This window comes from Enterobacter sp. BNK-8, from assembly GCF_048685095.1.
Lineage (GTDB): Bacteria > Pseudomonadota > Gammaproteobacteria > Enterobacterales > Enterobacteriaceae > Enterobacter > Enterobacter quasiroggenkampii.
Genome location: NZ_JBLQTN010000001.1, coordinates 295,741 through 322,694, shown reverse-complemented (window position 1 = coordinate 322,694; position 26,954 = coordinate 295,741). Strand labels below are relative to the sequence as shown.

At 55.3% G+C, this 26,954-nt stretch carries 19 protein-coding genes and 2 pseudogenes; 4 read left to right on the top strand and 17 right to left on the bottom strand.

The window, feature by feature from the left end:
* Positions 1-165 precede the first annotated feature (165 nt).
* Positions 166-3,052: pseudogene (locus tag ACMGGU_RS01590) on the top strand (autotransporter outer membrane beta-barrel domain-containing protein).
* Positions 3,053-3,099: 47 nt separating this feature from the next.
* Here ACMGGU_RS01590 and ACMGGU_RS01585 read toward each other — a convergent pair.
* The 10 genes and pseudogenes from ACMGGU_RS01585 to ACMGGU_RS01540 form a co-directional block, all read right to left on the bottom strand.
* The gene (locus ACMGGU_RS01585) at positions 3,100-3,333 is read right to left on the bottom strand and encodes a YgdI/YgdR family lipoprotein (RefSeq protein ID WP_045907769.1); all 234 of its coding nucleotides are present in this window, start codon (positions 3,331-3,333) and stop codon (positions 3,100-3,102) included.
* 181 nt (positions 3,334-3,514) lie between these two features.
* Complete coding sequence (gene carB / locus ACMGGU_RS01580) at positions 3,515-6,739, bottom strand: carbamoyl-phosphate synthase large subunit (protein ID WP_047072642.1); 3,225 nt, start codon at positions 6,737-6,739, stop codon at positions 3,515-3,517.
* A gap of 18 nt (positions 6,740-6,757) precedes the next feature.
* On the bottom strand, positions 6,758-7,906 hold the full coding sequence (gene carA / locus ACMGGU_RS01575) for a glutamine-hydrolyzing carbamoyl-phosphate synthase small subunit (RefSeq protein ID WP_010427050.1): 1,149 nt from the start codon (positions 7,904-7,906) through the stop codon (positions 6,758-6,760).
* Positions 7,907-8,360: 454 nt separating this feature from the next.
* Positions 8,361-9,182, bottom strand: a complete 822-nt coding sequence (gene dapB, locus ACMGGU_RS01570; protein WP_262765804.1) for a 4-hydroxy-tetrahydrodipicolinate reductase — start codon at positions 9,180-9,182, stop codon at positions 8,361-8,363.
* Between the two features lie 205 nt (positions 9,183-9,387).
* Positions 9,388-10,338 (bottom strand): 4-hydroxy-3-methylbut-2-enyl diphosphate reductase, encoded by a 951-nt coding sequence (ispH, locus tag ACMGGU_RS01565; RefSeq protein WP_045415580.1) that lies wholly within the window; start codon positions 10,336-10,338, stop codon positions 9,388-9,390.
* A gap of 1 nt (position 10,339) precedes the next feature.
* Positions 10,340-10,789, bottom strand: a complete 450-nt coding sequence (gene fkpB, locus ACMGGU_RS01560; RefSeq protein ID WP_003856450.1) for an FKBP-type peptidyl-prolyl cis-trans isomerase — start codon at positions 10,787-10,789, stop codon at positions 10,340-10,342.
* Positions 10,790-10,906: 117 nt separating this feature from the next.
* The gene (gene lspA / locus ACMGGU_RS01555; protein WP_008502034.1) at positions 10,907-11,407 is read right to left on the bottom strand and encodes a signal peptidase II; all 501 of its coding nucleotides are present in this window, start codon (positions 11,405-11,407) and stop codon (positions 10,907-10,909) included.
* On the bottom strand, positions 11,407-14,223 hold the full coding sequence (gene ileS, locus ACMGGU_RS01550) for an isoleucine--tRNA ligase (RefSeq protein WP_045907764.1): 2,817 nt from the start codon (positions 14,221-14,223) through the stop codon (positions 11,407-11,409). Before ileS ends, lspA begins: the two co-directional genes overlap by 1 nt.
* A gap of 45 nt (positions 14,224-14,268) precedes the next feature.
* On the bottom strand, positions 14,269-15,195 hold the full coding sequence (gene ribF, locus ACMGGU_RS01545) for a bifunctional riboflavin kinase/FAD synthetase (protein ID WP_045907763.1): 927 nt from the start codon (positions 15,193-15,195) through the stop codon (positions 14,269-14,271).
* 7 nt (positions 15,196-15,202) lie between these two features.
* A pseudogene (locus ACMGGU_RS01540) lies at positions 15,203-15,409 on the bottom strand (DUF2575 domain-containing protein); the annotation flags it as partial.
* Positions 15,410-15,524: 115 nt separating this feature from the next.
* Between ACMGGU_RS01540 and rpsT the strand changes: the two are divergent.
* Positions 15,525-15,788 carry a 30S ribosomal protein S20 gene (rpsT, locus tag ACMGGU_RS01535; protein WP_003856458.1) on the top strand — a complete coding sequence of 88 codons (264 nt, stop codon included), beginning with the start codon at positions 15,525-15,527 and terminating at the stop codon, positions 15,786-15,788.
* Between the two features lie 59 nt (positions 15,789-15,847).
* Here rpsT and nhaR read toward each other — a convergent pair whose 3' ends face one another.
* The 4 genes from nhaR to dnaK form a co-directional block, all read right to left on the bottom strand.
* Entirely contained in the window at positions 15,848-16,747 is a 900-nt protein-coding gene (nhaR, locus tag ACMGGU_RS01530; protein ID WP_032660752.1) for a transcriptional activator NhaR, read from the bottom strand.
* 58 nt (positions 16,748-16,805) lie between these two features.
* The gene (nhaA, locus tag ACMGGU_RS01525; protein ID WP_395299788.1) at positions 16,806-17,981 is read right to left on the bottom strand and encodes a Na+/H+ antiporter NhaA; all 1,176 of its coding nucleotides are present in this window, start codon (positions 17,979-17,981) and stop codon (positions 16,806-16,808) included.
* A gap of 172 nt (positions 17,982-18,153) precedes the next feature.
* Positions 18,154-19,299 (bottom strand): molecular chaperone DnaJ, encoded by a 1,146-nt coding sequence (gene dnaJ / locus ACMGGU_RS01520; protein WP_008502040.1) that lies wholly within the window; start codon positions 19,297-19,299, stop codon positions 18,154-18,156.
* 87 nt (positions 19,300-19,386) lie between these two features.
* Complete coding sequence (gene dnaK, locus ACMGGU_RS01515) at positions 19,387-21,300, bottom strand: molecular chaperone DnaK (RefSeq protein WP_045907761.1); 1,914 nt, start codon at positions 21,298-21,300, stop codon at positions 19,387-19,389.
* A gap of 296 nt (positions 21,301-21,596) precedes the next feature.
* On the opposite strand from dnaK, the gene satP reads away from it, so the two are divergent.
* A complete protein-coding gene (gene satP / locus ACMGGU_RS01510; RefSeq protein ID WP_032649862.1) occupies positions 21,597-22,163 on the top strand; it encodes an acetate uptake transporter in 567 nt (188 codons plus the stop codon).
* Here satP and ACMGGU_RS01505 read toward each other — a convergent pair.
* The 3 genes from ACMGGU_RS01505 to tal all read right to left on the bottom strand — a co-directional run bounded on the left by ACMGGU_RS01505 (position 22,140) and on the right by tal (position 25,236).
* The gene (locus ACMGGU_RS01505; RefSeq protein ID WP_262796761.1) at positions 22,140-23,462 is read right to left on the bottom strand and encodes an MFS transporter; all 1,323 of its coding nucleotides are present in this window, start codon (positions 23,460-23,462) and stop codon (positions 22,140-22,142) included. The genes satP and ACMGGU_RS01505 overlap by 24 nt on opposite strands.
* A 122-nt stretch (positions 23,463-23,584) precedes the next feature.
* Positions 23,585-24,172: a molybdopterin adenylyltransferase gene (gene mog, locus ACMGGU_RS01500; RefSeq protein WP_008502044.1), complete on the bottom strand. Its 588-nt coding sequence runs from the start codon at positions 24,170-24,172 to the stop codon at positions 23,585-23,587.
* A gap of 110 nt (positions 24,173-24,282) precedes the next feature.
* Positions 24,283-25,236, bottom strand: coding sequence for a transaldolase (gene tal / locus ACMGGU_RS01495; protein ID WP_024907418.1), 954 nt, complete (start codon positions 25,234-25,236; stop codon positions 24,283-24,285).
* 262 nt (positions 25,237-25,498) lie between these two features.
* Between tal and ACMGGU_RS01490 the strand changes: the two genes are divergently transcribed.
* Positions 25,499-26,929 (top strand): alanine/glycine:cation symporter family protein, encoded by a 1,431-nt coding sequence (locus ACMGGU_RS01490; RefSeq protein WP_045907759.1) that lies wholly within the window; start codon positions 25,499-25,501, stop codon positions 26,927-26,929.
* The last annotated feature ends 25 nt before the right edge of the window (positions 26,930-26,954 follow it).

The following is a 26,954-nucleotide window of genomic DNA, read 5'->3' as shown; positions in this document are numbered from 1 at the left end:
CAATTAAGAAACTCTAAAATCATTATTTAATAAATCAACCTATACATAACGCATTGAAAAAATAATAATTTTATGCTCTTAGTCGTAAGCCCATTCTTGTAAGCAGCCTAAAAGGGTTACTCCATATCATTAATTAGCGTCACTTCTTCTCAAATGGATGTGTACATGCGCAACAAAAAATTCAAATTAAACAAAACCACAAGCACTCTCGGAAAGATATTTCCTGCCTTGTTTATATTCACACCGATAGTGGCCCTTGCCGGAACCATTGATCAATCCACCTCTGTCCCACAAGAGTTTTCCAGCCGAAGCAGAATACACCATCAATAAAGACGTCACCATCTCGTCCTCGGGAAGTGAGAGCGCGGTTTCTGTTTCAGGATTCAACGTAACAACCGTGACTAACAATGGGAATATTTCTGGCGCAGGTAAAGGTCTGGACATTAATACCTCAGCGCAACGTGTTACCTTAAATAACGAGGAAGGTGCGACGATTTCCTCAACCGGTGCCTCTGCCGTTAACATTGAATCCATGCAGGGGGATATAATCAATAACGGAAGCATTACCGCTTTCGACAACGGTATTTATGTCAGTCAGAACTCCTCAGCGGTAAATATATCGAATGGCGCTACCGGGGTTATTAAAGGTAAAACAGGTCTTAGTGCACACGTCGGTGTGGCTATAAATAACGAAGGCACGCTTACCGGCACGGAAAATGATGGTATTCACCTGAGCGACGGTAATACCAAAATCACCAATACCGGAACCGTTCAGGGCGCGCAGAACGGCATCAACGTAACGGATACGGCGAAAGTCGATATCACCAACAACGGTTTGATTGGCGGTGGCGGTACGGCGATTACGTTTGCCAGCAGCAAAAATAATACGTTGGTACTTGATACAGGCTCGTCATTGAAAGGCGACGTCATTTCTAGCGTCTCTAAAGGAAATACGGTAACCCTGGCAGGAACCGGCACAGAAGACAGCAATTTTGTTGGCTTATCGGAAGGCGATGGCTTTGCTTCTTTTGAAATGGACGGTGAAAGCTGGGCGCTCTCAGGGAATATCGACATTATCGGTTCTGGCAATTCGCTGCTGGTTAACAGCGGTGATTTAATCCTGTCGGGGAATGTGTCTAATGCAGGCACGACTCTCGTTGCCAAAGATGCTTCTCTCCAACTGGGTGATGGCACGAAAACCGCGACGCTGAGCGGTGGACTGACCAACAACGGCACCCTTATTTTTAATCAGGGCAGTAATACGGCGTTCGCCACCGGCATTACCGGTAGCGGCAATGTTGAAAAAGTGGATTCCAACACCCTGACGCTAACCGGCAAAAACACCTACACGGGTGATACCGTTCTGCATAGCGGCACCACTCTGGTCGCTGTTGGTTCAACGCTTGGTACAAAGAGTAGCAACGCGACGATTACTGTCGAAAATGGCGCTCAGTTTGCCACTGCTGGCGAAGTAAACGACAATATCAACATCCTCACGGGGGGTACGCTGGCAGCATGGAATGCGATTCAGGGTAACGATACGCTGAGCGTTTCAGGTATCGATACGGTCAACGGCAACGTCACCAACGGTGGCACACTGTTACTCAGCGCTGCCAATAACAGCGTTGGCAATAATTTCACCATTAACGGCGACTATACCGGCTCTGCGGGCAGTCAGATCGTGATGAACAGTACCCTGGGTGAAGACAACTCGCCAACCGATCATCTCACCATTACCGGTAGCAGCTTTGGCCAGTCCGACGTCAGCGTTAACAACATTGGCGGCCTGGGCGCGCAAACCGTTAACGGCATGGAAATTGTCAGCGTTGGCGGCAGCTCCGAAGCCCAGTTGACCCTTGCCAAACCGGTGGTTGCCGGTGCGTGGGAATATAATCTTTATCAGCACAGCAACGGCAACTGGTACCTGGAGTCAAAGGCCACGCCTTCCGATGAACCGTCTGATAATACCGATGATGGCGATAACACCGACAACGGTGATAACACCGACAACGGCGGTAACACCGACAACGGCGGTAACACTGACAACGGCGGTAACACCGACAACGGCGGTAACACCAACAACGGCGGTAACACCGACAACGGCAGCAACAGCGGTCCTGAGGTCATGGCTCCGGAGGTTGGCGCTTACTTAGGCAACTACCTTGCCGCGCAGAGCATGTTCCTGCACAAGCGTGACGATCGCGATCAGATCACCTACCGTAATGAAGAAGACCTCAACACCTGGATGTACGTCAAAGGTCGCTACCATGAAAACAATGCAGGCGGCGACAAAGTCAGCTATGACACCACCACCACCGTGCTTCAGGTAGGCAGCGACTTTATGAGCAAGCCTATGGACAACGGTATTCTGCGTGCGGGCGGCATGTTCGGGGCCGGTCAGGCGAAAACCCACTCTGATGCAAAACACAACGTGCGTGATGCGCAGGGCAAAGTGGACGGCTTTAACGTCGGCCTGTATGCAACCTGGCAGGAAGATCAGAAGCTGCGCCTGGGCAGCTACATTGATACCTGGGCCGCCTACAGCTGGTACAACAATAAAGTGACCAGCAATCGCAACGATGAAGACTACGACAGCACCGGTTTTGCCGCTTCCGTCGAAGTGGGCCATGCGTGGGTGGTTGATTCAGAGAATGAGCGCACCTGGAAAATCGAACCGCAGGCTCAGATCGTCTACAGCTATCTGGATCAGGAAAATCATACCGATCGCGACGGCGTGCGGGTGACAACGCTGGACAACGACGGTCTGTTTGGTCGTCTGGGCGTCAAATCAAGCTACTTCCAGCAGAAAGATGTGAAAGCCTGGCAGCCGTACGTTGCCGTGAACTGGCTGAAAGGTGCGGGTCAAAACGATCTGGCGTTTAACGGCGAGACCGTCAGCAACGATACGCCGGAAGATCGTGGGCAGCTGGAACTGGGCGTCACCGGTAACCTGAACGACACCACCACGCTCTCCCTGCGCGCCAGCGGCGAGTGGGGTGAAAACAGCTATGCTGCTTATGGCGGTCATATCCTGCTGAACCACCGCTGGTAATCGTTCCTGAGAGACTAAAAGCCGTGGCAAACGCCACGGCTTTTTTATTAGTTATCCAGCTCGCCCATTGATTTAACCTGATCGCGGTTGATCTGCTCGGTCTGACCCGTTTCCGCATTTTTATACGACACCAGACCGGTATCATCATCGACCTCTGGTTTTCCGTCGGTGACAATGGTTTTGCCATCGGTGGTTTTCACTGCCTGGTTAGAGGAACAGCCCGCGACGGTAAACGTTGCAGTGGCGGCAAGAAGGGTGGCGATCAGTAATTTATTTTGCATGGTGTTTTCCCCTGCTCTCAGTTGAATTTCGTTATCGACCTAATGATTTTAGGCTAACTCACTGAATGCGGATGAAAAACCAGAAGGTTCTGAAGATGGATAAAGAAAAAAGCAGGGCGGGTAAGCGAAGCGCCACCCGCCATTTGCCCGGCTGCGCTACCGCTTGCCGGGCCTACGCAGATTACTTGCTAATCTGCGCGTGCATTTCCTGAACCGAAATCACCTTCTCGGTGGCATCCGCGTTCAGCGCCATGGCTGTTGCGAAACCGCCGTTCAGGGTGGTGTCGTAGTGCACTTTATACTGCAGCGCGCTGCGGCGAATCAGCTTGGAGTCTTCAATCGCCTGGCGGCCTGCGGTGGTGTTGATGATGTAGGTGTATTCGCCATTCTTGATACGATCCTGAATGTGCGGACGACCTTCATGCACCTTGTTCACCAGACGCGGGTTGATGCCCGCTTCACCCAGCACAATCGCCGTACCGTGGGTCGCGTCCAGCTCAAAGCCCTGCTTCAGCAGCTTGGCGGCCAGGTCAACCACGCGCTCTTTATCGCCTTCGCGAACAGAGAGCAGCGCACGGCCCGATTTTCTCATGGTTGAGCTACTGCCCAGCTGCGCCTTCGCGAACGCTTCTGCGAAGGTGCGGCCTACGCCCATCACTTCCCCGGTTGAGCGCATTTCTGGCCCTAACAGCGGGTCAACGCCCGGGAATTTGTTGAACGGCAGCACCACTTCTTTCACCGAGTAGTACGGTGGAATGATCTCTTTGGTCACGCCCTGCTGTGCCAGCGTCTGGCCTGCCATCACGCGCGCCGCCACTTTCGCCAGCGGAATACCGGTGGCTTTGGAGACGAACGGTACGGTACGTGCCGCACGCGGGTTGACTTCAATCAGGTAGACTTCGTTATCTTTCACCGCGAACTGGACGTTCATCAGGCCGCGAACCTGCAGCTCGAAGGCCAGCTTCTGCACCTGCTGGCGCATCACATCCTGAATTTCCTGGCTCAGGGTGTACGCAGGCAGAGAACAGGCAGAGTCACCGGAGTGCACGCCCGCCTGCTCGATATGCTCCATGATGCCGCCAATCAGCACCATTTCGCCGTCGCAGATGGCATCAACGTCCACTTCTACCGCATCGTCGAGGAAGCGGTCGAGCAGCACTGGCGCATCGTTGGAGACGCTCACCGCCGTCTGGAAGTAGCGACGCAGGTCGGCTTCGTCGTAGACGATTTCCATCGCGCGGCCGCCCAGCACGTAGGAAGGACGCACCACCAGCGGGTAGCCAATCTCTTTCGCCTTCTCTACAGCCTGTTCGATGGCCGTCACCGTGGCGTTCGCTGGCTGTTTCAGCTTCAGACGGTCAACCGCCTGCTGGAAACGCTCGCGGTCTTCCGCACGGTCAATCGCATCCGGGCTGGTACCGATAACCGGTACGCCTGCCGCTTCCAGCGCGCGCGCCAGCTTCAGCGGAGTCTGGCCACCGTACTGCACGATAACGCCTTTTGGCTTCTCAATGCGCACGATTTCCAGCACGTCTTCCAGGGTAACCGGCTCGAAGTAGAGGCGGTCGGAGGTGTCGTAGTCGGTGGAGACGGTTTCCGGGTTACAGTTGACCATGATGGTCTCGTAACCGTCTTCGCGCAGCGCCAGCGAGGCGTGTACGCAACAGTAGTCGAACTCGATGCCCTGGCCGATACGGTTTGGACCACCGCCCAGCACCATAATCTTGTCGCGGTCGACGGACGGGTTCGCTTCGCACTCGTCTTCATAGGTGGAGTACATGTACGCGGTGTCGGTCGAGAATTCAGCCGCACAGGTGTCCACGCGCTTGTAGACCGGGTGCAGGTCATACTGGTCGCGCAGCTTGCGGATTTCCGCTTCGCGCACGCCCGCCAGCTTAGCCAAACGCGCATCGGCGAAGCCTTTACGCTTCAGCACGCGCAGGAAGTCAGCGTCCAGGCCGTTGATGCCCAGCTCGGCCACTTTCTCTTCCAGACGCACCAGCTCTTCAATCTGCACCAGGAACCAGCGGTCGATGTTAGTCAGGTTGAACACGCCGTCGACGGACAGGCCGGCACGGAAGGCATCGGCGATGTACCAGATACGCTCTGCGCCCGCGTCTTTCAGCTCGCGGCGGATTTTGGTCAGCGCTTCCGGGTCGTCCAGGCTCACTTTCGGGTCGAAACCGGTCGCGCCCACTTCCAGACCGCGCAGCGCTTTTTGCAGGGATTCCTGCTGCGTGCGGCCAATCGCCATCACTTCCCCGACAGATTTCATCTGGGTGGTCAGACGGTCATTCGCGCCTGCAAATTTCTCGAAGTTAAAGCGTGGAATTTTGGTCACAACGTAGTCGATGGACGGCTCGAAGGACGCAGGGGTGCGGCCACCGGTGATGTCGTTCATCAGCTCGTCGAGGGTATAACCCACCGCCAGTTTCGCCGCCACTTTCGCAATCGGGAAGCCGGTCGCTTTAGAGGCCAGCGCGGAGGAGCGGGACACGCGCGGGTTCATTTCGATAACAATCAGGCGGCCGGTTTTCGGGTTCACGGAGAACTGCACGTTTGAACCACCGGTTTCCACGCCGATTTCACGCAGTACCGCCATCGAGGCGTTACGCATGATTTGGTACTCTTTGTCGGTCAGCGTCTGGGCTGGCGCAACGGTGATGGAGTCGCCGGTGTGTATACCCATCGCATCGAAGTTTTCGATGGAGCAGACGATGATGCAGTTGTCGTTTTTATCACGCACCACTTCCATCTCGTACTCTTTCCAGCCAATCAGCGATTCATCAATCAGCAGCTCTTTGGTTGGAGAGAGATCCAGACCGCGTTCGCAAATTTCTTCGAACTCTTCACGGTTGTAAGCGATACCGCCGCCGGTGCCGCCCATGGTGAACGATGGACGGATGATGCACGGATAGCCCACGTCAGCCGCAACGGCCAGCGCTTCTTCCATGTTGTGTGCGATACCGGAGCGCGCGGTGTCGAGGCCGATTTTCTTCATCGCCACGTCGAAGCGGCGACGGTCTTCGGCTTTATCAATCGCGTCGGCGGTCGCACCAATCATGGTGACGCCGAATTCGGCCAGCACGCCCTGACGCTCCAGCTCGAGCGCGCAGTTCAGCGCCGTCTGGCCGCCCATGGTTGGCAGCACCGCGTCCGGACGCTCTTTCTCGATGATTTTACGCACCACTTCCCAGTGAATCGGCTCGATGTAGGTCGCATCTGCCATTTCCGGGTCGGTCATGATGGTAGCCGGGTTAGAGTTAACCAGGATGACGCGGTAACCCTCTTCACGCAGGGCTTTACACGCCTGCGCGCCGGAGTAGTCGAATTCGCAGGCCTGGCCGATGACGATCGGGCCAGCGCCAAGGATCAGGATGCTTTTTATGTCTGTACGTTTTGGCATTGTCTTCTCGGCTCCTGATTATTTAGCGGTCTTACGGTATTGCTCGATAAGTTCGATGAAGTGATCGAACAGCGGCGCAGCGTCGTGTGGGCCCGGGCTGGCTTCCGGATGCCCCTGGAAGCTGAACGCCGGCTTATCGGTGCGATGAATCCCCTGCAGGGTGCCATCGAACAGCGACTTATGGGTCACGCGCAGGTTAGCTGGCATTGAGGCCTCATCGACGGCAAAGCCGTGGTTCTGCGCGGTGATCATCACCGTGTTGTTATCGATATCTTTCACCGGGTGGTTACCACCGTGGTGGCCGAACTTCATTTTGACGGTGTTCGCACCGCTCGCCAGCGCCAGCAGCTGATGGCCGAGGCAGATGCCGAATACCGGGATGTCGGTTTCCAGGAAGGACTTGATGGCAGCGATGGCGTAATCGCACGGCGCCGGGTCGCCAGGCCCGTTGGACAGGAAAATACCGTCCGGATTCATCTTCAATACGTCTTCAGCAGACGTTTGTGCCGGCACCACCGTCAGGCGGCAGCCGCGGTCAACCAGCATGCGCAGGATGTTGCGCTTGGCGCCGAAATCGTAGGCCACCACGTGGAACGGCAGCTCGCTCTCTTTTTTCGCTTCCGGCAGGTCGCCTTCCAGCGTCCAGCTACCCTGAGTCCAGCTGTAGGCTTCTGCGGTAGTGACTTCTTTCGCCAGGTCCATGCCGTTCAGGCCCGGGAAGGCTTTCGCTTTTTCCAGCGCCAGCGTCGCATCGAGGTTATCACCCGCGATGATGCAGCCGTTCTGTGCACCCTTCTCGCGCAGCAGACGCGTTAACTTACGGGTATCGATATCGGCAATCGCCACGATGTTATGGCGCTTCAGGTAAGAAGAGAGGTCTTCGGTATTGCGGAAGTTGCTGGCAATCAGCGGCAGGTCACGAATGACAAGGCCTTGCGCATGTACCTGAGAGGATTCTTCGTCAGCCGCATTGGTGCCGACATTGCCGATATGAGGATAAGTAAGAGTAACGATTTGGCGAGAATAGGAAGGATCAGTGAGGATTTCTTGATAACCGGTCATTGAAGTATTGAAAACGACTTCCCCAACCGCCGAACCCGTTGCCCCTATGGCCCGACCGATAAACTGGGTTCCGTCTTCCAGAACCAATAGCGCTGACTTAATCAAAACACCCTCCAGAGAATATTCACTCACTTTATTTGCATATTAATTCATAACCATGTCATGGATCAATGCAAATGTGTTGCCAGCGGATTTTTGGCAAACGGCGGCATTCTGGAGATTTGGTGGGTAAAAGTCAACTTAAAACCGATATTTTGTTTAGTCTTTTGCGTATCTGACGAGGTGAGTGAAGCTTAAGCGACAAAAAGATCAGGTAAATCACTGCGGAAAACGCTTGCGCGCCGGGTTTAATGAAAAATGAGTCGACGCAGCATCAAAAAGTGGACCAAATGGTCAAAATTTACATTTCAGTAACGGGGATTAAGGGGAATAGCTACACTTTCAAGGCTAAAGGAACAAAATTGGCGCGAAATAGATAAAATAAAAGGGCAATAAATTATTGCCCTATGCAATCAAAGGATTACGACTGCAATAACCACATCACGATGGGTAATAATGCTTACAAATTGTTGAGATCAAGCACATCTCTCATATCAAAAAGACCATTTTTCTTCTCTTTCAGCCACAAGGCGGACCGAACGGCACCATTGGCAAACGTCATTCGGCTGGACGCTTTATGCGTAATCTCGACGCGCTCGCCAATATCGGCGAACATCGCGGTATGTTCGCCGACGATGTCACCCGCCCGGACGGTTGCGAAACCAATGGTGCCCGGCACGCGCTCCCCGGTGTGGCCTTCGCGGGCATAGACTGCGCAGTCTTTTAAATCTTTATCAAGTGCATGAGCAATCGCTTCGCCCATTGCCAGCGCCGTGCCTGATGGCGCATCAACCTTATAGCGGTGGTGAGCTTCGACAATCTCAATATCGGTGTAGTTGCCCATCACCTTCGCCGCCTTCTCCAGCAGCTTCAGCATGACGTTAACGCCCACGCTAAAGTTTGCGGCGAAGACAATCGCAATCTCTTTGGATGCATCCTGGATAGCCTGCTTGCCCGCATCGTCAAAACCAGTGGTGCCGATCACCATCCCCTTGCCGTGCTGACGGCAAAACGCCAGATGCGTGAGCGTCCCTTCAGGACGGGTAAAATCGATGAACACATCGAAGTCATCTTTAACCGCGTCCAGGCTGCTTTGTACGGTGACGCCGGTCTTTCCCGCGCCCGCCAGCTCGCCAGCATCGGTCCCCAGAAGTGATGAACCGTCACGCTCCAGCACCGCGCCAAGTGCTACGCCATCCATCTGAAGTGCCGCCTGAATAAGCTGACGGCCCATACGTCCACCCGCGCCCGCAATGGCGACACGGATCTGTGCATCATGCATAGTTATTCTCTTACGTTAAAATGATGTAAACCGTTTTCAGATTAACCAGCCTTTCTGAGCACTGCCAACTGAAAACACCAATAATTAGAATTTAACGTGAAACCGACTTAAATATCAGTAAAAGACATGATTTTGTCGTCACGATAAAGTAACGGGTAAAAAAAAGGCCAGCACAGGAGGTGCTGGCCTTTCATCAGAAAAGGGACTATTCGACTTCGCGGGCGTCGATTCTCAGCTCTTTCGGCACTTCGAACACAATGTTCTCTTCGCGTCCTTCCAGCGGCACCGCTTCGCCGCCGCCCAGCTCCTGCAGACGGGAAATGACGTTTTGTACCAGAATATCGGGCGCGGATGCCCCGGCCGTCACGCCTACGCAGGCCGCGTCTTTAACCCACGCTTCCTGAATATCCGTGGCATCGTCGATCAGGAACGCCGCCTTCCCCATTCGCTGTGCCAGTTCAGCCAGACGGTTAGAGTTGGAGGAGTTCTTAGAGCCGACCACCAGCACCACGTCCGCCTGTTCAGCCAGCGCACGCACCGCTTCCTGACGATTGGTGGTGGCGTAGCAGATGTCGTCCTTGCGCGGCCCGACGATTTTCGGGAAGCGCTGACGCAGGGCGTCAATCACGTCTGAGGTATCGTCGACGGAGAGCGTCGTCTGGGTCATAAACGACAGGCGCGCTTCGTTTTTCACGTTCAGTGTAAAGACATCTTCAGGCGACTCCACCAGGTACATTCCCCCTTCAGGGTTGCTGTACTGGCCCATGGTGCCCTCGACTTCCGGGTGGCCGGCATGGCCAATCAGGATCGACTCTTCACCACGGCGGCTGGCGCGCGCCACTTCCATATGCACCTTGGTCACCAATGGGCAGGTGGCATCGAAGACGGTCAGATCGCGACTTTTCGCTTCGTTACGGACCGCCTGAGAGACGCCGTGCGCGGAGAAAATCAGGATCGCACCGTCCGGCACTTCACTGATCTGCTCGATAAAGATGGCACCGCGTTCGCGCAGGCTGTCGACCACGTAGCGGTTATGCACCACTTCGTGACGTACATAAATCGGCGCGCCGTAAATCTCCAGCGCGTTTTCAACAATGCTGATAGCGCGGTCTACACCGGCGCAGAAGCCGCGCGGGTTAGCCAACAGGATCTGCATTTCAGGCCTCCAGTGCCGGATCGATTTCCAGCACTTCAACATCAAAATGAACGGTACGCCCGGCAAGCGGATGGTTGAAGTCAACGGTAATCGAGTCGCCGTTGATTTCGCGGATCACGCCAGGCATTTCGCTGCCGTCCATAGCGGTAAAGAGCATAATCGCGCCGATTTCCGGTTCACCTGCGTCCATAAACTCGCGGCGCGAGAAATACTGGATCAGGTCCGGGCTTGGCACGCCAAATGCCGCATCCGGCTCCAGCGAAAAGGCTTTTTTCTCGCCCTCTTTCAGGCCCAGAAGCTGCTGCTCAAGACCTTCAGACAGGGAGGTATCGCCAAGACGAAACAGGGCCGGTTTGCCGTTATTGCGGGTGGACTCAGCCGTTGAACCATCATCCAGCTTCAGCGTGAAGTGAACGAGAACCGCGCTGTTGCTCTGTACGGATTTAGACATGCAAATTGCTCGCTTGTTTTGGGTCACCTGTTGCCCGGTGGCGCTACGCTTACCGGGCCTACGGGAAGCCACAAATTCTGTAGGCCGGGTAAGCGTAGCGCCACCCGGCATTGATGCTTACGCCTGCTCTTTCGCAGCGGGTTTAGGCAAGAAGCCTTCCAGCACGATTAACGCCGCACCGATGCAAATGGCGCTATCAGCGAGGTTAAAGGTCGCGAAGTGCCAGTCGCCGACGTAGAAGTCGATCATATCGACCACAAAGCCATGCCACAGGCGATCAAACAGGTTGCCCAGCGCGCCGCCAATGATCAGCGCGTAGGCGATGTTATTCAGCTTTTGCGTTGCCTTCGAGCGGTACATCAGCACCGCCAGGATCACGCAGATACCGAGAGCGATACCCGCAAAGAACCAGCGCTGCCAGCCACCGCTGTCAGCAAGGAAACTGAACGCCGCACCGTAATTGCGCGCGTAGTGCAGGTTAAGCGACGGGAACAGCGGGACCGTCTCCCCCAGAGCAAAATTCTGGAGGATCAGGAACTTGCTGCCCAGATCAATAATCAGCACCACCACAACCAGCCACAGCCAGCGCAGTCCTGTTGAACAGAGAGTTTTACTCATCAGGCAAACTTACGTTTTTCGCCGTCACCGGCGACGTTGCTTACACAGCGTCCGCAGATGTCTGCGTGTTCCGCCACCTGACCGACATCGGTGGTGTAATGCCAGCAGCGCGGGCATTTCTCACCGTCGGCTTTGCTCAGCGCGACTTTCAGTCCTTTGAGCAGTTCGCTCTGCTGAGCATCAGCAGAAGCCTCGGCATAATCCGCAACTTTCGCACCGGAGGTCAACAGGACAAATCGTAATTCATCGCCCAGCGCCGTCAGCTTCGCCGCCAGCTCTGGCTCCGCGTACAGGGTCACTGCCGCTTCCAGAGAGCCGCCGACTTTCTTATCAGCACGCGCCTGCTCGATAACCTTGTTCACTTCGCCACGTACTTTCAGCAGCTCGTCCCAGAAGGCATCGTTCATCGCTTCGGTGCTGGAGAGATCGAACAGACCTTCGTACCACTCGCCGGTGAAGACATACTTCTCGCGGTCGCCTGGCAGGTAACCCCAGATTTCATCCGCGGTGAAGGACATGATCGGCGCCATCCAGCGTACCAGCGCTTCTGCGATATGGAACAGCGCGGTCTGGCAGCTACGACGCGCCACGCTGTCCGCTTTCGCGGTGTACTGACGGTCTTTGATGATGTCGAGGTAGAACGAGCCCATCTCGATGGAGCAGAAGCGCATCAGGCGCTGCACCACTTCGTGGAAGTCATAAGACTCATAGGCCTTCAGGATATCTTCCTGCGCCGCTTTCGCGCAGCCTACCGCCCAGCGGTCCAGCACGACCATCTCTTCCGGTTTCACCATGTCTTTTGCCGGATCGAACCCGTTCAGGTTCGCCAGCAGGAAGCGCGCGGTGTTACGGATACGACGATAGCTGTCGGCAGCGCGTTTCAGGATCTCGTCAGACACCGCCATTTCGCCGGTGTAGTCGGTCGATGCCACCCACAGACGCAGAATGTCTGCGCCCAGTTTGTTCATCACATCCTGCGGAGAAACGGTGTTACCGATAGATTTGGACATCTTACGGCCCTGACCATCCACGGTGAAGCCGTGAGTCAGTACCTGACGGTAAGGCGCTTTACCCTTCATGGCGGTAGAGATCATCAGAGATGACATGAACCAGCCGCGGTGTTGGTCAGACCCTTCCAGATACATATCGGCAGCGTGACCGGCAAACTCCGGACGCACGTCAACCACGGAGGAGTGGGTAGACCCGGAATCGAACCACACGTCCAGGGTATCCGGCACTTTCTCGTAGTTATCCGCATCAGCGCCCAGGATGTCGCGGGCGTCGAGATCCCACCACGCCTGAATGCCGTCAACTTCGACGCGCTTCGCCACTTCTTCCATCAGTTCCAGGGTATTCGGGTGCAGCTCCTGCGTCTCTTTATGTACGAACAGAGACATCGGTACGCCCCAGGTACGCTGACGGGAGATACACCAGTCAGGACGGTTAGCCACCATGGATTCGATACGCGCCTGGCCCCAGTCCGGGATCCACTGCACGCCTTTGATCTCTTTCAGAGACTGCTCGCGCAGGCCCTTCTGATCCATGCTCACGAACCACTGCGGGGTCGCACGGAAGATGATCGGGGTCTTGTGACGCCAGCAGCACGGATAGCTGTGCTGCATTTTTTCAACGTGCAGCAGCGCGCCGCTGGTACGCAGCATGTCGACGATAATGTCGTTCGCTTTGAAGACGTTGATACCGTCCAGCGCCGGGTAGGTGCCAGGCAGGTAAGAACCATCCGGACCAACCGGGTTAGCGATTTCCAGACCGTACTTCAGGCTGATGTTGTAGTCGTCAGGACCGTGGCCACCGGCGGTATGTACCGCACCGGTACCCGCTTCCAGCGTCACGTGGTCGCCCAGGATCGCCGGAACGTCGAAGTCCAGGAACGGGTGTTTGAAGCGCATCAGCTCCAGCGCATCACCTTTCACGGTGCCCAGCACGGTGTAGTCAGTGATATGCGCGCGCTTCAGCACGCTCTCAACCAGATCTTTCGCCAGGATAACCGCCTGACCGTCAATCTGCACCAGCGCGTATTCGAACTCACCGGACAGGGAGATCGCACGGTTGGCTGGCAGGGTCCACGGGGTGGTGGTCCAAATCACCAGAGAGATCGGGCCGTTTACCGAGGCGACGCCAAATTTGGCTTTTACCGCATCCTGATCCACCGCGTGGAAGGCCACGTCGATAGACGGAGAGGTTTTGTCGTAATACTCCACTTCAGCTTCTGCCAGCGCAGAACGGCAGTCCACGCACCAGTGCACCGGCTTAGCGCCTTTGTGCAGGTGGCCATTACCGATGATTTTGCCCAGCGCACGGATAATGTTGGCTTCCGTTTTGAAGTCCATGGTCAGGTACGGGTGCGACCAGTCGCCCAGTACGCCCAGACGGATGAAGTCAGCACGCTGACCGTCAACCTGCGTGGCGGCGTATTCGCGGCACTTCGCACGGAACTCGGCGGCGGTGAACTTCTCACCTGGCTTGCCGAACTCTTGCTCGACTTTCAGCTCGATTGGCAGACCGTGGCAGTCCCAGCCCGGAACGTAAGGCGAGTCATAGCCCGCGAGTCCTTTGGACTTCACGATAATGTCTTTCAGAATCTTGTTAACCGAGTGACCAATATGAATGCTGCCATTCGCATAGGGAGGGCCATCATGCAGAATGAAGGTTTTTTTGCCTTTTTTGGCTGCACGAATGATGCCGTACAGGTCATCATCAGTCCAACGCGCCAGCATTCCCGGTTCGCGCTTGGCGAGATCGCCGCGCATCGGGAACCCTGTTTCCGGCAAATTCAGGGTTGATTTATAGTCACTCATCAGATTCTCGGTTCCGTATTTATCACGTAGGCAGTTAAGCCGGTTCTAAAGCCCAAAAAACTCGCGGGCCGTCAATTCATCTCGCGCAATTTGCGCTTTGAGTTCATCCAGCGAACCAAATCGCTGCTCATTGCGTATTTTTTTACGCAGTATTACATCTATATGGCGACCATACAGGTCCATTACAACGTCCAGCAGGTGCACTTCTAGCTGTTGACGCACACCGGCGACGGTCGGACGCGTGCCAATATTGGCGACGCCGTAGAACGGTTTATCGCCCAGTCCTGCCACTTCTACCGCATAGACCCCTTTAACCGGGGAAACCTGACGACGCAGCGGTATATTCGCCGTCGGGAAACCTATCGTGCGGCCCAGCGCATCGCCATGGACCACGCGGCCAGAGATGGTGAACGGATGCCCCAGCAGGGTTTCTGCCGTATCCAGTTCATCATCGGCCAGTGCCCGGCGTACCGCCGTGCTGCTGACGCGAACGCCGCCTTCACAGAAGGTCATCGCGCTGGTGACGTCAAAACCGTACTCCAGACCAGCCTTCTGTAATAGCAAGAAATCGCCCTGACGACCAGCGCCAAAGCGGAAATCATCGCCCACGGCAAGAAACTGCACGCCAAGACGCTTAACCAGCAGGTCGCTGACGAAATTTTGTGCTGTCAGCGCGGCAAAGCGGCGATCGAAACGTACGCACAATACGTAGTCCACGCCGGACTCAGCCAGATAGCGCAACTTCTCGCGCAGGCGTGTAAGACGGGCGGGAGATTTATCGCCCGCGAACAGCTCCAGCGGCTGCGGTTCGAAAATCATCACTACAACGGGCAGACCACGGGCCTCCCCTTCTTTACGCAATCCCTGCAACAGCGCCTGATGACCACGATGCACGCCGTCGAAATTACCAATGGTCAGCACGCACCCGTGCGGGGCTCTGCTGAGATTATGTATGCCGCGTATCAGCTTCATGTCTGGCTCAAAACAGTGAAAATCGCCAAAGTATACCTTGTACAGCGGTTAAGGTTAACCGGCGATTGTTCGTGCAAAACAGAAAGCCGTAATGATTTCATCAGGCTGACCTTTCGCAGCGAAAAAATCTGCTCGCGAACTGCGATTTTTATGCCGAAAAGCTGTATTCACGAACAACAAGCTGGTAGAATCCTGCGCCATCACTACGTAACGTAGCGTCGCCACATTAACGGCGCTTATTTGCACAAATCCATTGACAAAAGAAGGTATAGAGGGCATATTCCTCGGCCTTTGAATTGTCCACATAGATCATATTTGGGAGTTGGACCTTGGCTAATATCAAATCAGCTAAGAAACGTGCCGTACAGTCTGAGAAGGCTCGTAAGCACAACGCAAGCCGTCGCTCTATGATGCGTACCTTCATCAAGAAAGTATACGCAGCTATCGAAGCTGGCGACAAAGCTGCTGCGCAGAACGCATTTAACGAAATGCAACCAATCGTGGATCGTCAGGCTGCTAAAGGTCTGATCCACAAAAACAAAGCAGCGCGTCATAAAGCAAACCTGACCGCGCAGATCAACAAACTGGCTTAATCGCCGCTTGTTGTTGCTTGTTTTAAAAGAACCCGCTTAACGCGGGTTTTTTTATGTCTTCAGATTGCCGGTGGCGTAAACAGCGCCGAGTAGTCACGGTTACAGATTCGCTGCACCGCAGGGTGCTGAATCATTCTTTCGGCAAATATGGCGTGATACTCCTCCATCACGTTATCCACTCTGCCTATCTCCGTAATCTTGTCATCCGAATAGAGATCGTGCGCGTAGAGCGTCGGCGCAACAAAGATGGCGTTATGCGCTTCACCAAAGGCTTTCATCAGCGCCGCATCGTCGAACTCACCGAGGATTTCCACCTTCAGCCCCTGGGAATTAAACCAGTTCAGCAGCTTGCGTCCGAGCATGGAACGCCTTCCCGGCACCAGCAGGCGACGCTCTTCCAGGCAGGCCGGGAAGGGTTTCTCCGGCGGCGGATTAATGCACCAGAAGCTCACGCCGCATTCTCCAATCTTCACCGAGAACAAGCCTTCCTGCTGCGTGGAGTCAATCGGGCAGTCCGAGATAATCATGTCCAGCTTGTGCTGGCTTAGCTGTTCCAGCAGCATCTCGTGAGTGGATTCAAAGCAGCGAAGATGAATTTGTTCATCTTCAACCACCGCCGCGTCCAGCACGCCGCTCACCAGCCGTTTGGACAGCGCATCCGCCACGCCAACATCAAAAAGCAGGTTCGACTCTTTGCGGTAGTTGACGATATCCAGCATCTCCTGGCTCAGGGTGAACATCTTGTCCGCGTAGCGGAAAACCAGTTCACCCAGTTCGCTGGGTTCAATCCCGCGCCCCTTACGCTTGAACAGCTTGCCCTGCAAACGCTCTTCCAGCGCCTTAATTTGCCCGGTGATGGTTTGCGGCGTCAGGTAGAGCGCCTCTGCTGCCCCGACCACCGATCCCTGTTTATAGACGTGCCAGAAGTAGTAAAGATGGTTGTAATTTAAATGAGACATCGCGTCTTCTCTCCCTGAGTGTGGATCGGGAGAAGGCTCGCCTCCTCCCGGTGTTCCGTTATGCCTGGACGGCCTGTCCGGACAATTTTACCTTCAGCAAGGTATAACCGATTACCGCGGCCAGTAATGACCCGATAAGAATGCCGAGTTTCGCCCAGACGATCAGCTCAGGCGCATGCGCGCCAAACGCCAGCGTCGAGATAAAGATCGACATCGTAAACCCGATACCACACAGCACGCCGACGGCCATAATCTGCTTAAACGTAGTGCCGTGCGGCAATGACGCCAGCTTCAGTTTCGTCGCCAGCCAGCAGAAGAGACTAATACCCAGCGGCTTGCCGATAAACAGCCCGGCAATAATGCCCAGCGGCAGCACGGACGTTAGCCCGTCCAGCGTCACCCCGCCGAGGGAAACGCCCGCGTTGGCAAACGCAAACAGCGGCAGGATCATAAAGGCGACCCACGGGTGCAGCACATGCTCCAGCTGTTTGGCAGGCGACTTGCCGTCCTGCGGCTTCAGCGGTACGAAGAAGCCGACGATCACCCCAGCCAGCGTGGCATGCACGCCTGATTTCAGCACCGCCGTCCACAGCACCATCCCCACGAGGATGTAAATACCGATGCGGCGCACATTAAAGATGTTCAGCAGCGCCAGCACCGTAATCGCCCCGGCAGCCACGCTCAGGGAGAGGATCGACAGATCGCTGGTGTAGAACAGCGCGATAATCACAATGGCGCCAAGGTCATCAATAATCGCCAGCGCCATCAGGAAGATTTTCAGGGCTACCGGCACGCGGCTTCCCAGCAGGGCCAGCACCCCGAGCGCAAAAGCGATATCCGTCGCAGCCGGGATCGCCCAGCCGTGACGTGCAACCGGATCCTGCCAGGTGAACGCCAGAAAGAGCAACGCCGGCACCACCATCCCGCCGAGCGCAGCAATGACCGGGAATGCCGCACGCTGGCGGCTGGCAAGCGAACCCAGCACCAGCTCACGCTTAACCTCAAGCCCCACAAGCAGGAAGAACACCGCCATCAGCGCATCGTTGATCCACAGCAGCATATTCTTGTTAATTTCCAGCGCCCCGACCTTCAGTTCAACGGGCGTTTCCAGAAATGCATGATACAGATCGCGGGTCAATCCGACGTTGGCCAGTACCATCGCGGCCGCAGCAGCCATAATCAGGATCACGCCGCCGGATGCCTCACTGCTAAAGAAACGGTGTAGTAATTTCACTTTAGTTCTCTCTTTTACAACAATACCTCGATAAAACCATAATACCAAGCCAGATAGCTCGGCAAAAACAGATTAATATTGAGTATAGGTTCAGTTTAACCGAGCAATACCGATAAAAAGAAAAAGCCCGGAATCGCTTCCGGGCTTTTGCGGATAAAAACCAGCTAGTCGATTAGCGGGTCAAATCATCGAAGAATTTTTTGACGCCATCGAAGAAGCTTTTGGAGCGCGGGCTATTTTTCTCACCCGTCGGGCCACCGAAACTCTCCTGCAACTCTTTCAGCAGCTGTTTCTGCTTGTCGTTCAGGCCAACCGGCGTTTCCACGACGACGCGGCACAGCAGATCGCCCTGCGCACCACCACGAACGGATTTAACGCCTTTACCGCGCATGCGGAACAGCTTACCGGTCTGGGTCTCGCCCGGGATCTTCAGATTGACGCGACCATCCAGCGTCGGTACTTCAATTTCGCCACCGAGTGCCGCCATCGCGAAGTTGATCGGTACTTCACAGTACAGGTTGTTCCCTTCGCGCTCGAAAATCGCGTGCTGTTTCACCTGCACCTGAACGTACAGATCGCCTGCCGGTGCGCCGTGTTCTCCGGCTTCACCTTCGCCCGCCAGACGGATGCGGTCGCCCGTATCGACACCAGCTGGGATCTTAACGGACAGGGTCTTGGTTTTTTCAACGCGACCGTGGCCGTGGCACTTGGTGCACGGATCTTTAATCAGCGTACCGCGACCGTGACAGTGCGGACAGGCCTGCTGTACCGCGAAGAAGCCCTGACGCATCTGCACCTGGCCGGAGCCGTGACAGGTTGGACAGGTCTGCGGCTGCGTACCCGCTTTCGCGCCGCTGCCGTGGCAGACGTCACACTCTTCCAGCGTCGGAATACGGATCTCTTTGGTGACACCGCGAACGGCCTCTTCCAGCGTCAGATCCATGTTGTAGCGCAGATCAGCGCCGCGCGCCGCGCGCTGACGACCACGACCGCCGCCGAAGATGTCGCCAAACACATCGCCAAAGATATCGCTGAAGTCAGCACCGCCGCCAAAGCCGCCGCCACCGAATCCACCGCCGCCCATGCCGCCCTGTTCAAAGGCTGCGTGACCGTACTGGTCATAGGCCGCACGTTTTTGTGCATCGGTCAGGACTTCATAGGCTTCTTTGATCTCTTTAAATTTGGCTTCAGCCTCTTTGTCACCCTGATTACGGTCCGGGTGGAATTTCATGGCCAGGCGCTTATACGCCTTTTTGATTTCACGCTCTTCCGCAGTTTTCGGAACGCCTAAAATCTCGTAATAGTCTTGCTTTGCCATTGGTTTTTTTAAGCCCCTTAACATGCGAGCACGGGCGTGGAGAGTTCTCCTACGCCCGTGCCGATTAATTACCCTGCATCAGGGCGATTATTTTTTGTCTTTAACTTCTTCGAACTCAGCGTCGACAACGTCGTCGTCTTTCGCGTTGTTCGCAGAAGCGTCAGCGCCCGCCTGCTGTTGAGCGTGCTGCTGCTGAGCGATTTCCATCAGCTTCTGGGAAGCCTGTGCCAGCTCCTGCATTTTCGCTTCGATGTCCGCTTTGTCTTCGCCTTTCAGAGACGTTTCCAGTGCGCTCAGTGCAGCTTCGATAGCAGTTTTGTCTTCCGCTGGCAGCTTATCGCCGGCTTCTTCAACCTGCTTACGGGTGCTGTGCAGCAGATGGTCACCCTGGTTACGGGTCTGAACCAGCTCTTCGAACTTACGGTCGGATTCCGCGTTAGCTTCGGCATCGCGAACCATTTTTTCGATTTCTGCTTCGTTCAGGCCAGAAGATGCCTTGATGGTGATCTTCTGCTCTTTACCGCTGTTTTTGTCTTTCGCAGACACGTGCAGGATACCGTCAGCATCGATGTCGAAGGTGACTTCGATCTGCGGCATGCCGCGCGGTGCCGGGTTAATACCGTCCAGGTTGAACTGACCCAGAGATTTGTTATCCGCCGCACGCTTACGCTCACCCTGCAGCACATGGATGGTTACCGCAGACTGGTTGTCTTCAGCGGTAGAGAACACCTGGCTGTGCTTGGTTGGGATGGTGGTGTTTTTGTTGATGAGCGCAGTCATCACACCGCCCATGGTTTCGATACCCAGAGACAGCGGGGTAACGTCCAGCAGCAGTACGTCTTTCACTTCACCGGTCAGTACGCCACCCTGAACCGCAGCACCAATTGCCACCGCTTCGTCCGGGTTAACGTCTTTACGTGGCTCTTTACCAAAGAACTCAGCCACTTTCTTCTGCACCATTGGCATACGGGTCTGGCCACCAACGAGGATAACGTCGTTGATATCAGACACGGACAGGCCAGCGTCCTGCAGAGCAACTTTCAGCGGCTCGATAGAACGGTTCACCAGGTCTTCTACCAGGCTTTCCAGTTTCGCACGGGTCACTTTGATGTTCATGTGTTTAGGACCGGTCGCGTCTGCGGTGATGTACGGCAGGTTCACGTCGGTCTGCTGAGCGGAAGACAGTTCGATCTTCGCTTTCTCAGCGGCTTCTTTCAGGCGCTGCATAGCCAGCGGGTCGTTACGCAGGTCAATGCCCTGATCTTTCTTGAACTCGTCAACGAGGTAGTTGATCAGACGGGTATCGAAGTCTTCACCACCCAGGTGGGTATCACCGTTGGTTGCCAGAACTTCGAAGGTTTTTTCGCCGTCAACTTCGTCGATTTCGATAATAGAGATATCGAAGGTACCACCACCCAGGTCGTAAACCGCGATAGTACGGTTGCCGACTTCTTTATCCAGACCGTAAGCCAGAGCAGCCGCGGTTGGTTCGTTGATGATACGTTTTACTTCCAGACCTGCGATACGGCCAGCATCTTTGGTTGCCTGACGCTGAGCATCGTTGAAGTAGGCAGGAACGGTGATAACAGCTTCAGTTACCGGCTCACCCAGGTAATCTTCAGCGGTTTTCTTCATTTTTTTCAGCACTTCAGCAGAGATCTGCGGTGGTGCCGTTTTGGTGCCTTTCACATCAAGCCATGCATCGCCGTTATCTGCTGCGATGATTTTGTAAGGCATGATGGAAACGTCACGCTGAACTTCTTCGTCCTGGAAGCGGCGACCAATCAGGCGTTTAATCGCAAACAGGGTGTTTTGCGGGTTTGTCACTGCCTGACGTTTAGCCGGCTGACCAACCAGAGTTTCACCATCCTGGGTATAAGCAATGATAGAAGGCGTGGTGCGATCGCCCTCGGCGTTCTCCAGCACGCGTGCAGTAGTGCCATCCATAATCGCTACACAAGAGTTGGTTGTACCCAGGTCGATACCAATAATTTTACCCATCTAAACGTCTCCACTAAAAATTCAGTCAACATGTGGTTGTGTACCTGTAATAAGGGCAGAACGTGCTTTTTCAACTGCCCAGATTTGATTTTTTTCAGGTCCACACACTGCGGTTGACTACAAGATGGGGTCGCGACGGCATCCATCAAGGGGGAATGATAAAAAAAATTTTAATTTCACCCTGATGAGATCATAGACGCCATCGATTGCGCCCATTATGATGCCGCGCCCCGTCAGGGAGAACTGACGCGGGTTTAACCATTTCACCATATTAATGATGATTTTTTTGAGGACTTATGGGCAACACTAAGTTGGCTAATCCGGCTCCGCTGGGCCTGATGGGTTTTGGCATGACCACTATTCTGCTGAACCTGCACAATATCGGGATGTTCCCGATGGATGGCATCATCCTGGCGATGGGCATTTTTTACGGCGGTATCGCGCAAATTTTCGCGGGCCTGCTGGAATATAAAAAAGGCAATACCTTCGGCTTAACCGCCTTCACCTCTTACGGTTCTTTCTGGCTGACCCTGGTTGCCATTCTGCTGCTGCCTAAAATGGGTATGGCAGACGCGGCAAACGCCCACTTCCTGGGCGTTTATCTGGGCCTGTGGGGCATCTTCACCCTGTTCATGTTCTTCGGTACCCTGAAAGGCAACCGCATGCTGCAGTTCGTCTTCCTGAGCCTGACCGTCCTGTTCGCCCTGCTGGCAATCGGTCACCTCGTGGATAACGAAGGCATCGTTCATGTTGCAGGCTGGATTGGTCTGGTTTGCGGCGCAAGCGCTATCTACCTGGCAATGGGTGAAGTGCTGAACGAGCAGTTTGACCGCACCGTGCTACCGATTGGTGAAAAACACTGATCCTTCTGTCGTGTCCGCCTCGCGGGCACGACATCCCTTCTTCTGCCCCAGCCAAATCCCTAATCCCAGCCCCATCACCGACAGCGCCAGCACGTACCAGGCCGGAGCCATGGGAGACACGCCCATCAGGACCGTCACCGCAATCGGCGTCAGCCCACCGAAAATGGCATACGACACGTTGTAGGAAAACGAAATCCCGGTGAAGCGAACCTCTGGCGGGAACGCGCGCACCATCACGTACGGTACCGCCCCGACAACGCCCACGCACAGCCCTACCACGCCGTACAGCAGGAACAACTGTTCAGGATGGCTGCCTGCCAGATGGTAAAACGCCCAGCTTGAAGCGGCCAGTAACAGGCTGCCGACAATAAAGGTGACGCTGGCACCGAAACGATCCGCCGCCAGCCCGGCGGCCAGACAGCCAAAGCAGAGCATGATTGTCGCGATACTGTTTGCCTGTAGCGTCACGGCAGGGGCGAAACCGTACTGCTTTTGCAGCCAGACAGGGGACATCAATATCACTACCACAATGCCCGCCGAGAGCAGCCAGGTGAGCAGCATCGACACCACCACCGCTTTTTTATGGCGTACCACGACCGCCTTCACCGGCAGCTCCTGCGCCAGCGCTTTGCGCTGCCGCATTTCGAGGAAAATGGGGGTCTCCTGCAGCCAGCGGCGCAGGTACATCGCGACCAGACCAAACGCCCCGCCCAGCAGGAACGGAATACGCCAGCCCCAGTCGTGTACGGTCTGCTGCGTCATGCTGGTATTCACAATGGTGGCGACCACCGAGCCGAGCAGGATCCCGACCGTCAGCCCCGCCGTTAAGGTTCCGCAGGCGATGCCAATGCGGCGCGCCGGAACATGCTCCGCGACAAACACCCACGCGCCCGGCACTTCACCGCCAATTGCCGCGCCCTGCAGGACGCGCATCAGTAACAGCAGCAACGGCGCGAGAATACCCATCGAGGCATAGGTAGGCAACAGACCAATGGCCAGTGTCGGCACGGCCATCAGCAGGATGCTAAGGGTAAACATCTTCTTACGACCGACCAGATCGCCAAAGTGGGCCATGATAATGCCGCCCAGCGGACGCGCCAGATACCCGGCGGCAAAAATGCCGAAGGTTTGCACCTGACGCAGCCACTCCGGGATATCTGCCGGGAAGAAGAGCTCCCCCACCACGGCGGCGAAGAAGACGAAGATAATGAAATCGTAAAACTCCAGCGCGCCGCCTAAGGCCGCGAGCGTGAGGGTTTTGTAATCCTGTCGATTCAGAGGTCGGGTGTTATGTGACATAGCGAACCATCATGCGTGTGTTGTGGATTTATTTTTACAGTAATCGTAAAGAAAAAATTACTATACCGTAAAACCGTTACCACGCTATCGCCGCTTCAGCTTATGTCACATATTGATTAATTTCAGGAGATTGTTTCGCGACGCGCGTTTTTAGGACGAAAAGCTGCTACCACTTTCTCATCGGTTTCGACATACGGGCCGTCAAGCAGCTGTATACAATACGGTACACTTGCAAAGATACCGTGAACGATGACGCTGCCGTCTTCCGCTTTAAGCCCTTCCAGGGTCTCTTTGATCGACTTCGGCTGGCCCGGCAGGTTCAGGATCAACGCCTGCTTGCGGATCACCCCCACCTGGCGGGAAAGAATGGCCGTCGGAACAAAGTGTAGACTGATCTGGCGCATCTGTTCGCCGAAGCCAGGCATTTCACGATCGGCAATCGCCAGCGTCGCGTCCGGCGTCACGTCGCGGCGTGCGGGGCCGGTTCCGCCGGTGGTTAACACCAGGTGACAGCTCATCTCATCCACCAGCTCACACAGGGTCTGCTCGATGATCGGCTGTTCGTCGGGAATCAGGCGAGTCTGGATCTCAAATGGGGTAGTCAGTGCACTGGCCAGCCACGCTTCCAGAGCGGGGATGCCTTTATCCTGGTAAACACCGCTGGAGGCGCGGTCAGAAATCGACACTAAGCCGATACGTAAGGTATTCATATCCATTCCATTCAAAGAGTACTGATTAAAGGGAATGATACACGCAGAGAGGGGATTCAGACAGGGGACGAAAGAAGTCGCGTGACCGGGAACCCGGTCACGCAGAATGATTACAGCAGGTCGCCGATCATTTTTTCCAGTTTGCCCTGGTCAACAGCAAACTTACGGATACCGTCCGCCAGCTTGTCTACCGCCATTGGATCCTGGTTATGCTGCCACAGGAACTCGGATTCAGTGATGCGCTCTGGGCGTGCTTTCACTTCACCGGTGTAGGACAGTTTACGCTCCAGGGTACCTTCGCTTTCTGCCAGCTCTTTCAGCAGCGCAGGCGCGATGGTCAGGCGGTCACAGCCAGCCAGCTCGATGATTTCACCGACGTTACGGAAGCTTGCGCCCATAACCACAGTCTCATAGCCATGCTGTTTGTAGTATTCGTAGATTTCAGTCACAGAAATCACGCCTGGATCTTCAGCCGGTGCGTACTCTTTCTTATCGGTGTTGGCTTTGTACCAGTCCAGAATACGGCCTACGAACGGAGAAATCAGGTATACGCCCGCTTCTGCACAAGCACGCGCCTGCGCGAAGGAGAACAGCAGGGTCAGGTTACAGTTGATGCCGTCTTTTTCCAGCTGCTCTGCCGCGCGAATACCCTGCCAGGTAGAAGCCAGTTTGATCAGGATACGGTCGTTGCTGATGCCCGCGTCGTTGTACATTTTGATCAGACGTTTCGCTTTGGCGATAGACGCTTCGGTGTCGTAGGAGAGACGCGCATCCACTTCGGTAGAGATACGGCCAGGAACCAGTTTCAGGATCTCCAGACCGATGTTCACTGCCAGTTTGTCAGTGGCATCCACAACCTGCTGCGCGCGGTCATTGCTCTGCGCTTTCGCCCAGGTCACTGCGTCGTCAATCAGTTTGCGATACTCAGGGATCTGTGCGGCGTTAAGGATCAGAGAAGGGTTGGTTGTGGCATCCTGCGGCTGGTACAGCTTCATTGCCGCGATATCTCCGGTGTCAGCTACGACAGTGGTGAACTGACGAAGGGAGGTCAATTTATCCGTCATGATAGTGTTTCTCTTTTAACGTGCCCTGGATAATTCACGCTACCGACAGCATGCCTGCAGCGGAAAAATGACAGGTTTACTTGTTAGGGGGATGTAACCGGTCTGCCCTGATGATAACACGACGGAGGGGTAGCGCAACCGCAGACAGTGCGCTTAGGCAGAGTATGATAAACTGGAAATATTAACAGGCTGCTAAGCAACAGCATGCCCAATCAGTGGTAGCGCTTACATATCCACATTGGCATCAACAAGAGGGACGTTAATGCCTGATTTCTTTTTCTTTATTAACGAAGTCCTTTGGGGTTCGATAATGATATACCTGCTTCTGGGAGCAGGGATTTGGTTTACGCTACGCAGTGGGTTTATCCAGTTTCGCTATATTCGCAAGTTTGGCAGAAGTCTGAAAAACAGCGTCACGCCTCAGCCGGGCGGATTAACGTCATTCCAGGCGCTCTGTACCAGCCTCGCGGCTCGCCTCGGCAGCGGTAATCTGGCGGGCGTTGCGCTGGCCATCAGCGCCGGTGGGCCGGGCGCGGTCTTCTGGATGTGGGTAACGGCGCTACTCGGGATGGCCACCTCCTTTGCCGAAAGTTCGCTTGCACAACTCTACAAAGAGAAAGATAAACACGGCCAGTTTCGCGGTGGTCCTGCCTGGTACATGGCGCGTGGCTTAGGGATGCGCTGGATGGGCGTCCTGTTCTCGGTTTTTTTACTGCTCGCGTACGGTCTTATTTTTAATACCGTCCAGGCGAACTCAGTTGCCAACGCCCTGCGCTATGCCTTCTCCTGCCCCGAGTGGATCGCGGGTCTCGCTTTAGCCCTCGTCGTTCTGCTTACCATCTCGGTCGGTCTCAAGGGCATCGCTCGCCTGATGCAGTGGCTGGTGCCCATTATGGCGCTGCTCTGGGTTGCCGCGAGCCTGTTCGTTGCCGCACTGCATCTCGACCAGGTGCCGGGCGTGATTGCAACCATCGTCAAAAGCGCCTTTGGCTGGCGCGAAGTGGCCTCCGGGGCGCTGGGCTACACCTTCAGCCAGGCGCTGATGGCGGGTTTTCAACGGGGCATGTTCTCCAATGAAGCCGGTATGGGGTCAACCCCCAACGCGGCCGCCGCCGCCTCTTCCTGGCCGCCGCACCCGGCCGCACAAGGCATTGTGCAGATGATTGGCGTCTTTACCGATACCATTATTATCTGTTCCGCCAGCGCCATGATTTTGCTGCTGGCAGGCCCCGTACCGCACGCGTCGGGCACCGTCGGGATACAGCTTCTTCAGCAGGCGCTGGTCAACCTGACCGGCGGCTGGGGAGCCGGATTTGTCTCGCTCATCCTGATCTTGTTTGCCTTCAGCTCGATAGTGGTGAATTACCTTTACGCCGAAAATAACCTTATTTTCCTGAAACTCGACTCCCGCGCCGCAATCGGAACCCTGCGCCTGGGGGTCATCCTGATGGTGATTGCAGGCTCCCTGCTCAGTATGCCGCTGGTCTGGCAGCTGGCCGATATCATTATGGCGCTAATGGCGATCACTAACCTCACGGCAATCCTGCTGCTCTCGCCCGTGGTGACCCTGATTGCCAGAGACTATCTGCGTCAGCGCAAACTCGGCGTTCCGCCGGTCTTTGATCCCGCCCGCTATCCCGATATCAAGGCGCAGCTTGCCCCCGGCACGTGGGATGATTTGCCGCGGCAATAACAGCTATCGATCAATTCGGGGCGAT

What these genes read in the sequence shown, in the direction of transcription:
- ACMGGU_RS01585 (WP_045907769.1), bottom strand. Translation starts at nt 3,333, where the DNA reads ATGCAAAATAAATTACTGATCGCCACCCTTCTTGCCGCCACTGCAACG.
- carB (WP_047072642.1), bottom strand. Translation starts at nt 6,739, where the DNA reads ATGCCAAAACGTACAGACATAAAAAGCATCCTGATCCTTGGCGCTGGC.
- dapB (WP_262765804.1), bottom strand. Translation starts at nt 9,182, where the DNA reads ATGCATGATGCACAGATCCGTGTCGCCATTGCGGGCGCGGGTGGACGT.
- ispH (WP_045415580.1), bottom strand. Translation starts at nt 10,338, where the DNA reads ATGCAGATCCTGTTGGCTAACCCGCGCGGCTTCTGCGCCGGTGTAGAC.
- fkpB (WP_003856450.1), bottom strand. Translation starts at nt 10,789, where the DNA reads ATGTCTAAATCCGTACAGAGCAACAGCGCGGTTCTCGTTCACTTCACG.
- lspA (WP_008502034.1), bottom strand. Translation starts at nt 11,407, where the DNA reads ATGAGTAAAACTCTCTGTTCAACAGGACTGCGCTGGCTGTGGCTGGTT.
- ileS (WP_045907764.1), bottom strand. Translation starts at nt 14,223, where the DNA reads ATGAGTGACTATAAATCAACCCTGAATTTGCCGGAAACAGGGTTCCCG.
- ribF (WP_045907763.1), bottom strand. Translation starts at nt 15,195, where the DNA reads ATGAAGCTGATACGCGGCATACATAATCTCAGCAGAGCCCCGCACGGG.
- nhaR (WP_032660752.1), bottom strand. Translation starts at nt 16,747, where the DNA reads ATGTCTCATTTAAATTACAACCATCTTTACTACTTCTGGCACGTCTAT.
- dnaJ (WP_008502040.1), bottom strand. Translation starts at nt 19,299, where the DNA reads ATGGCAAAGCAAGACTATTACGAGATTTTAGGCGTTCCGAAAACTGCG.
- dnaK (WP_045907761.1), bottom strand. Translation starts at nt 21,300, where the DNA reads ATGGGTAAAATTATTGGTATCGACCTGGGTACAACCAACTCTTGTGTA.
- satP (WP_032649862.1), top strand. Translation starts at nt 21,597, where the DNA reads ATGGGCAACACTAAGTTGGCTAATCCGGCTCCGCTGGGCCTGATGGGT.
- ACMGGU_RS01505 (WP_262796761.1), bottom strand. Translation starts at nt 23,462, where the DNA reads ATGTCACATAACACCCGACCTCTGAATCGACAGGATTACAAAACCCTC.
- mog (WP_008502044.1), bottom strand. Translation starts at nt 24,172, where the DNA reads ATGAATACCTTACGTATCGGCTTAGTGTCGATTTCTGACCGCGCCTCC.
- tal (WP_024907418.1), bottom strand. Translation starts at nt 25,236, where the DNA reads ATGACGGATAAATTGACCTCCCTTCGTCAGTTCACCACTGTCGTAGCT.
- ACMGGU_RS01490 (WP_045907759.1), top strand. Translation starts at nt 25,499, where the DNA reads ATGCCTGATTTCTTTTTCTTTATTAACGAAGTCCTTTGGGGTTCGATA.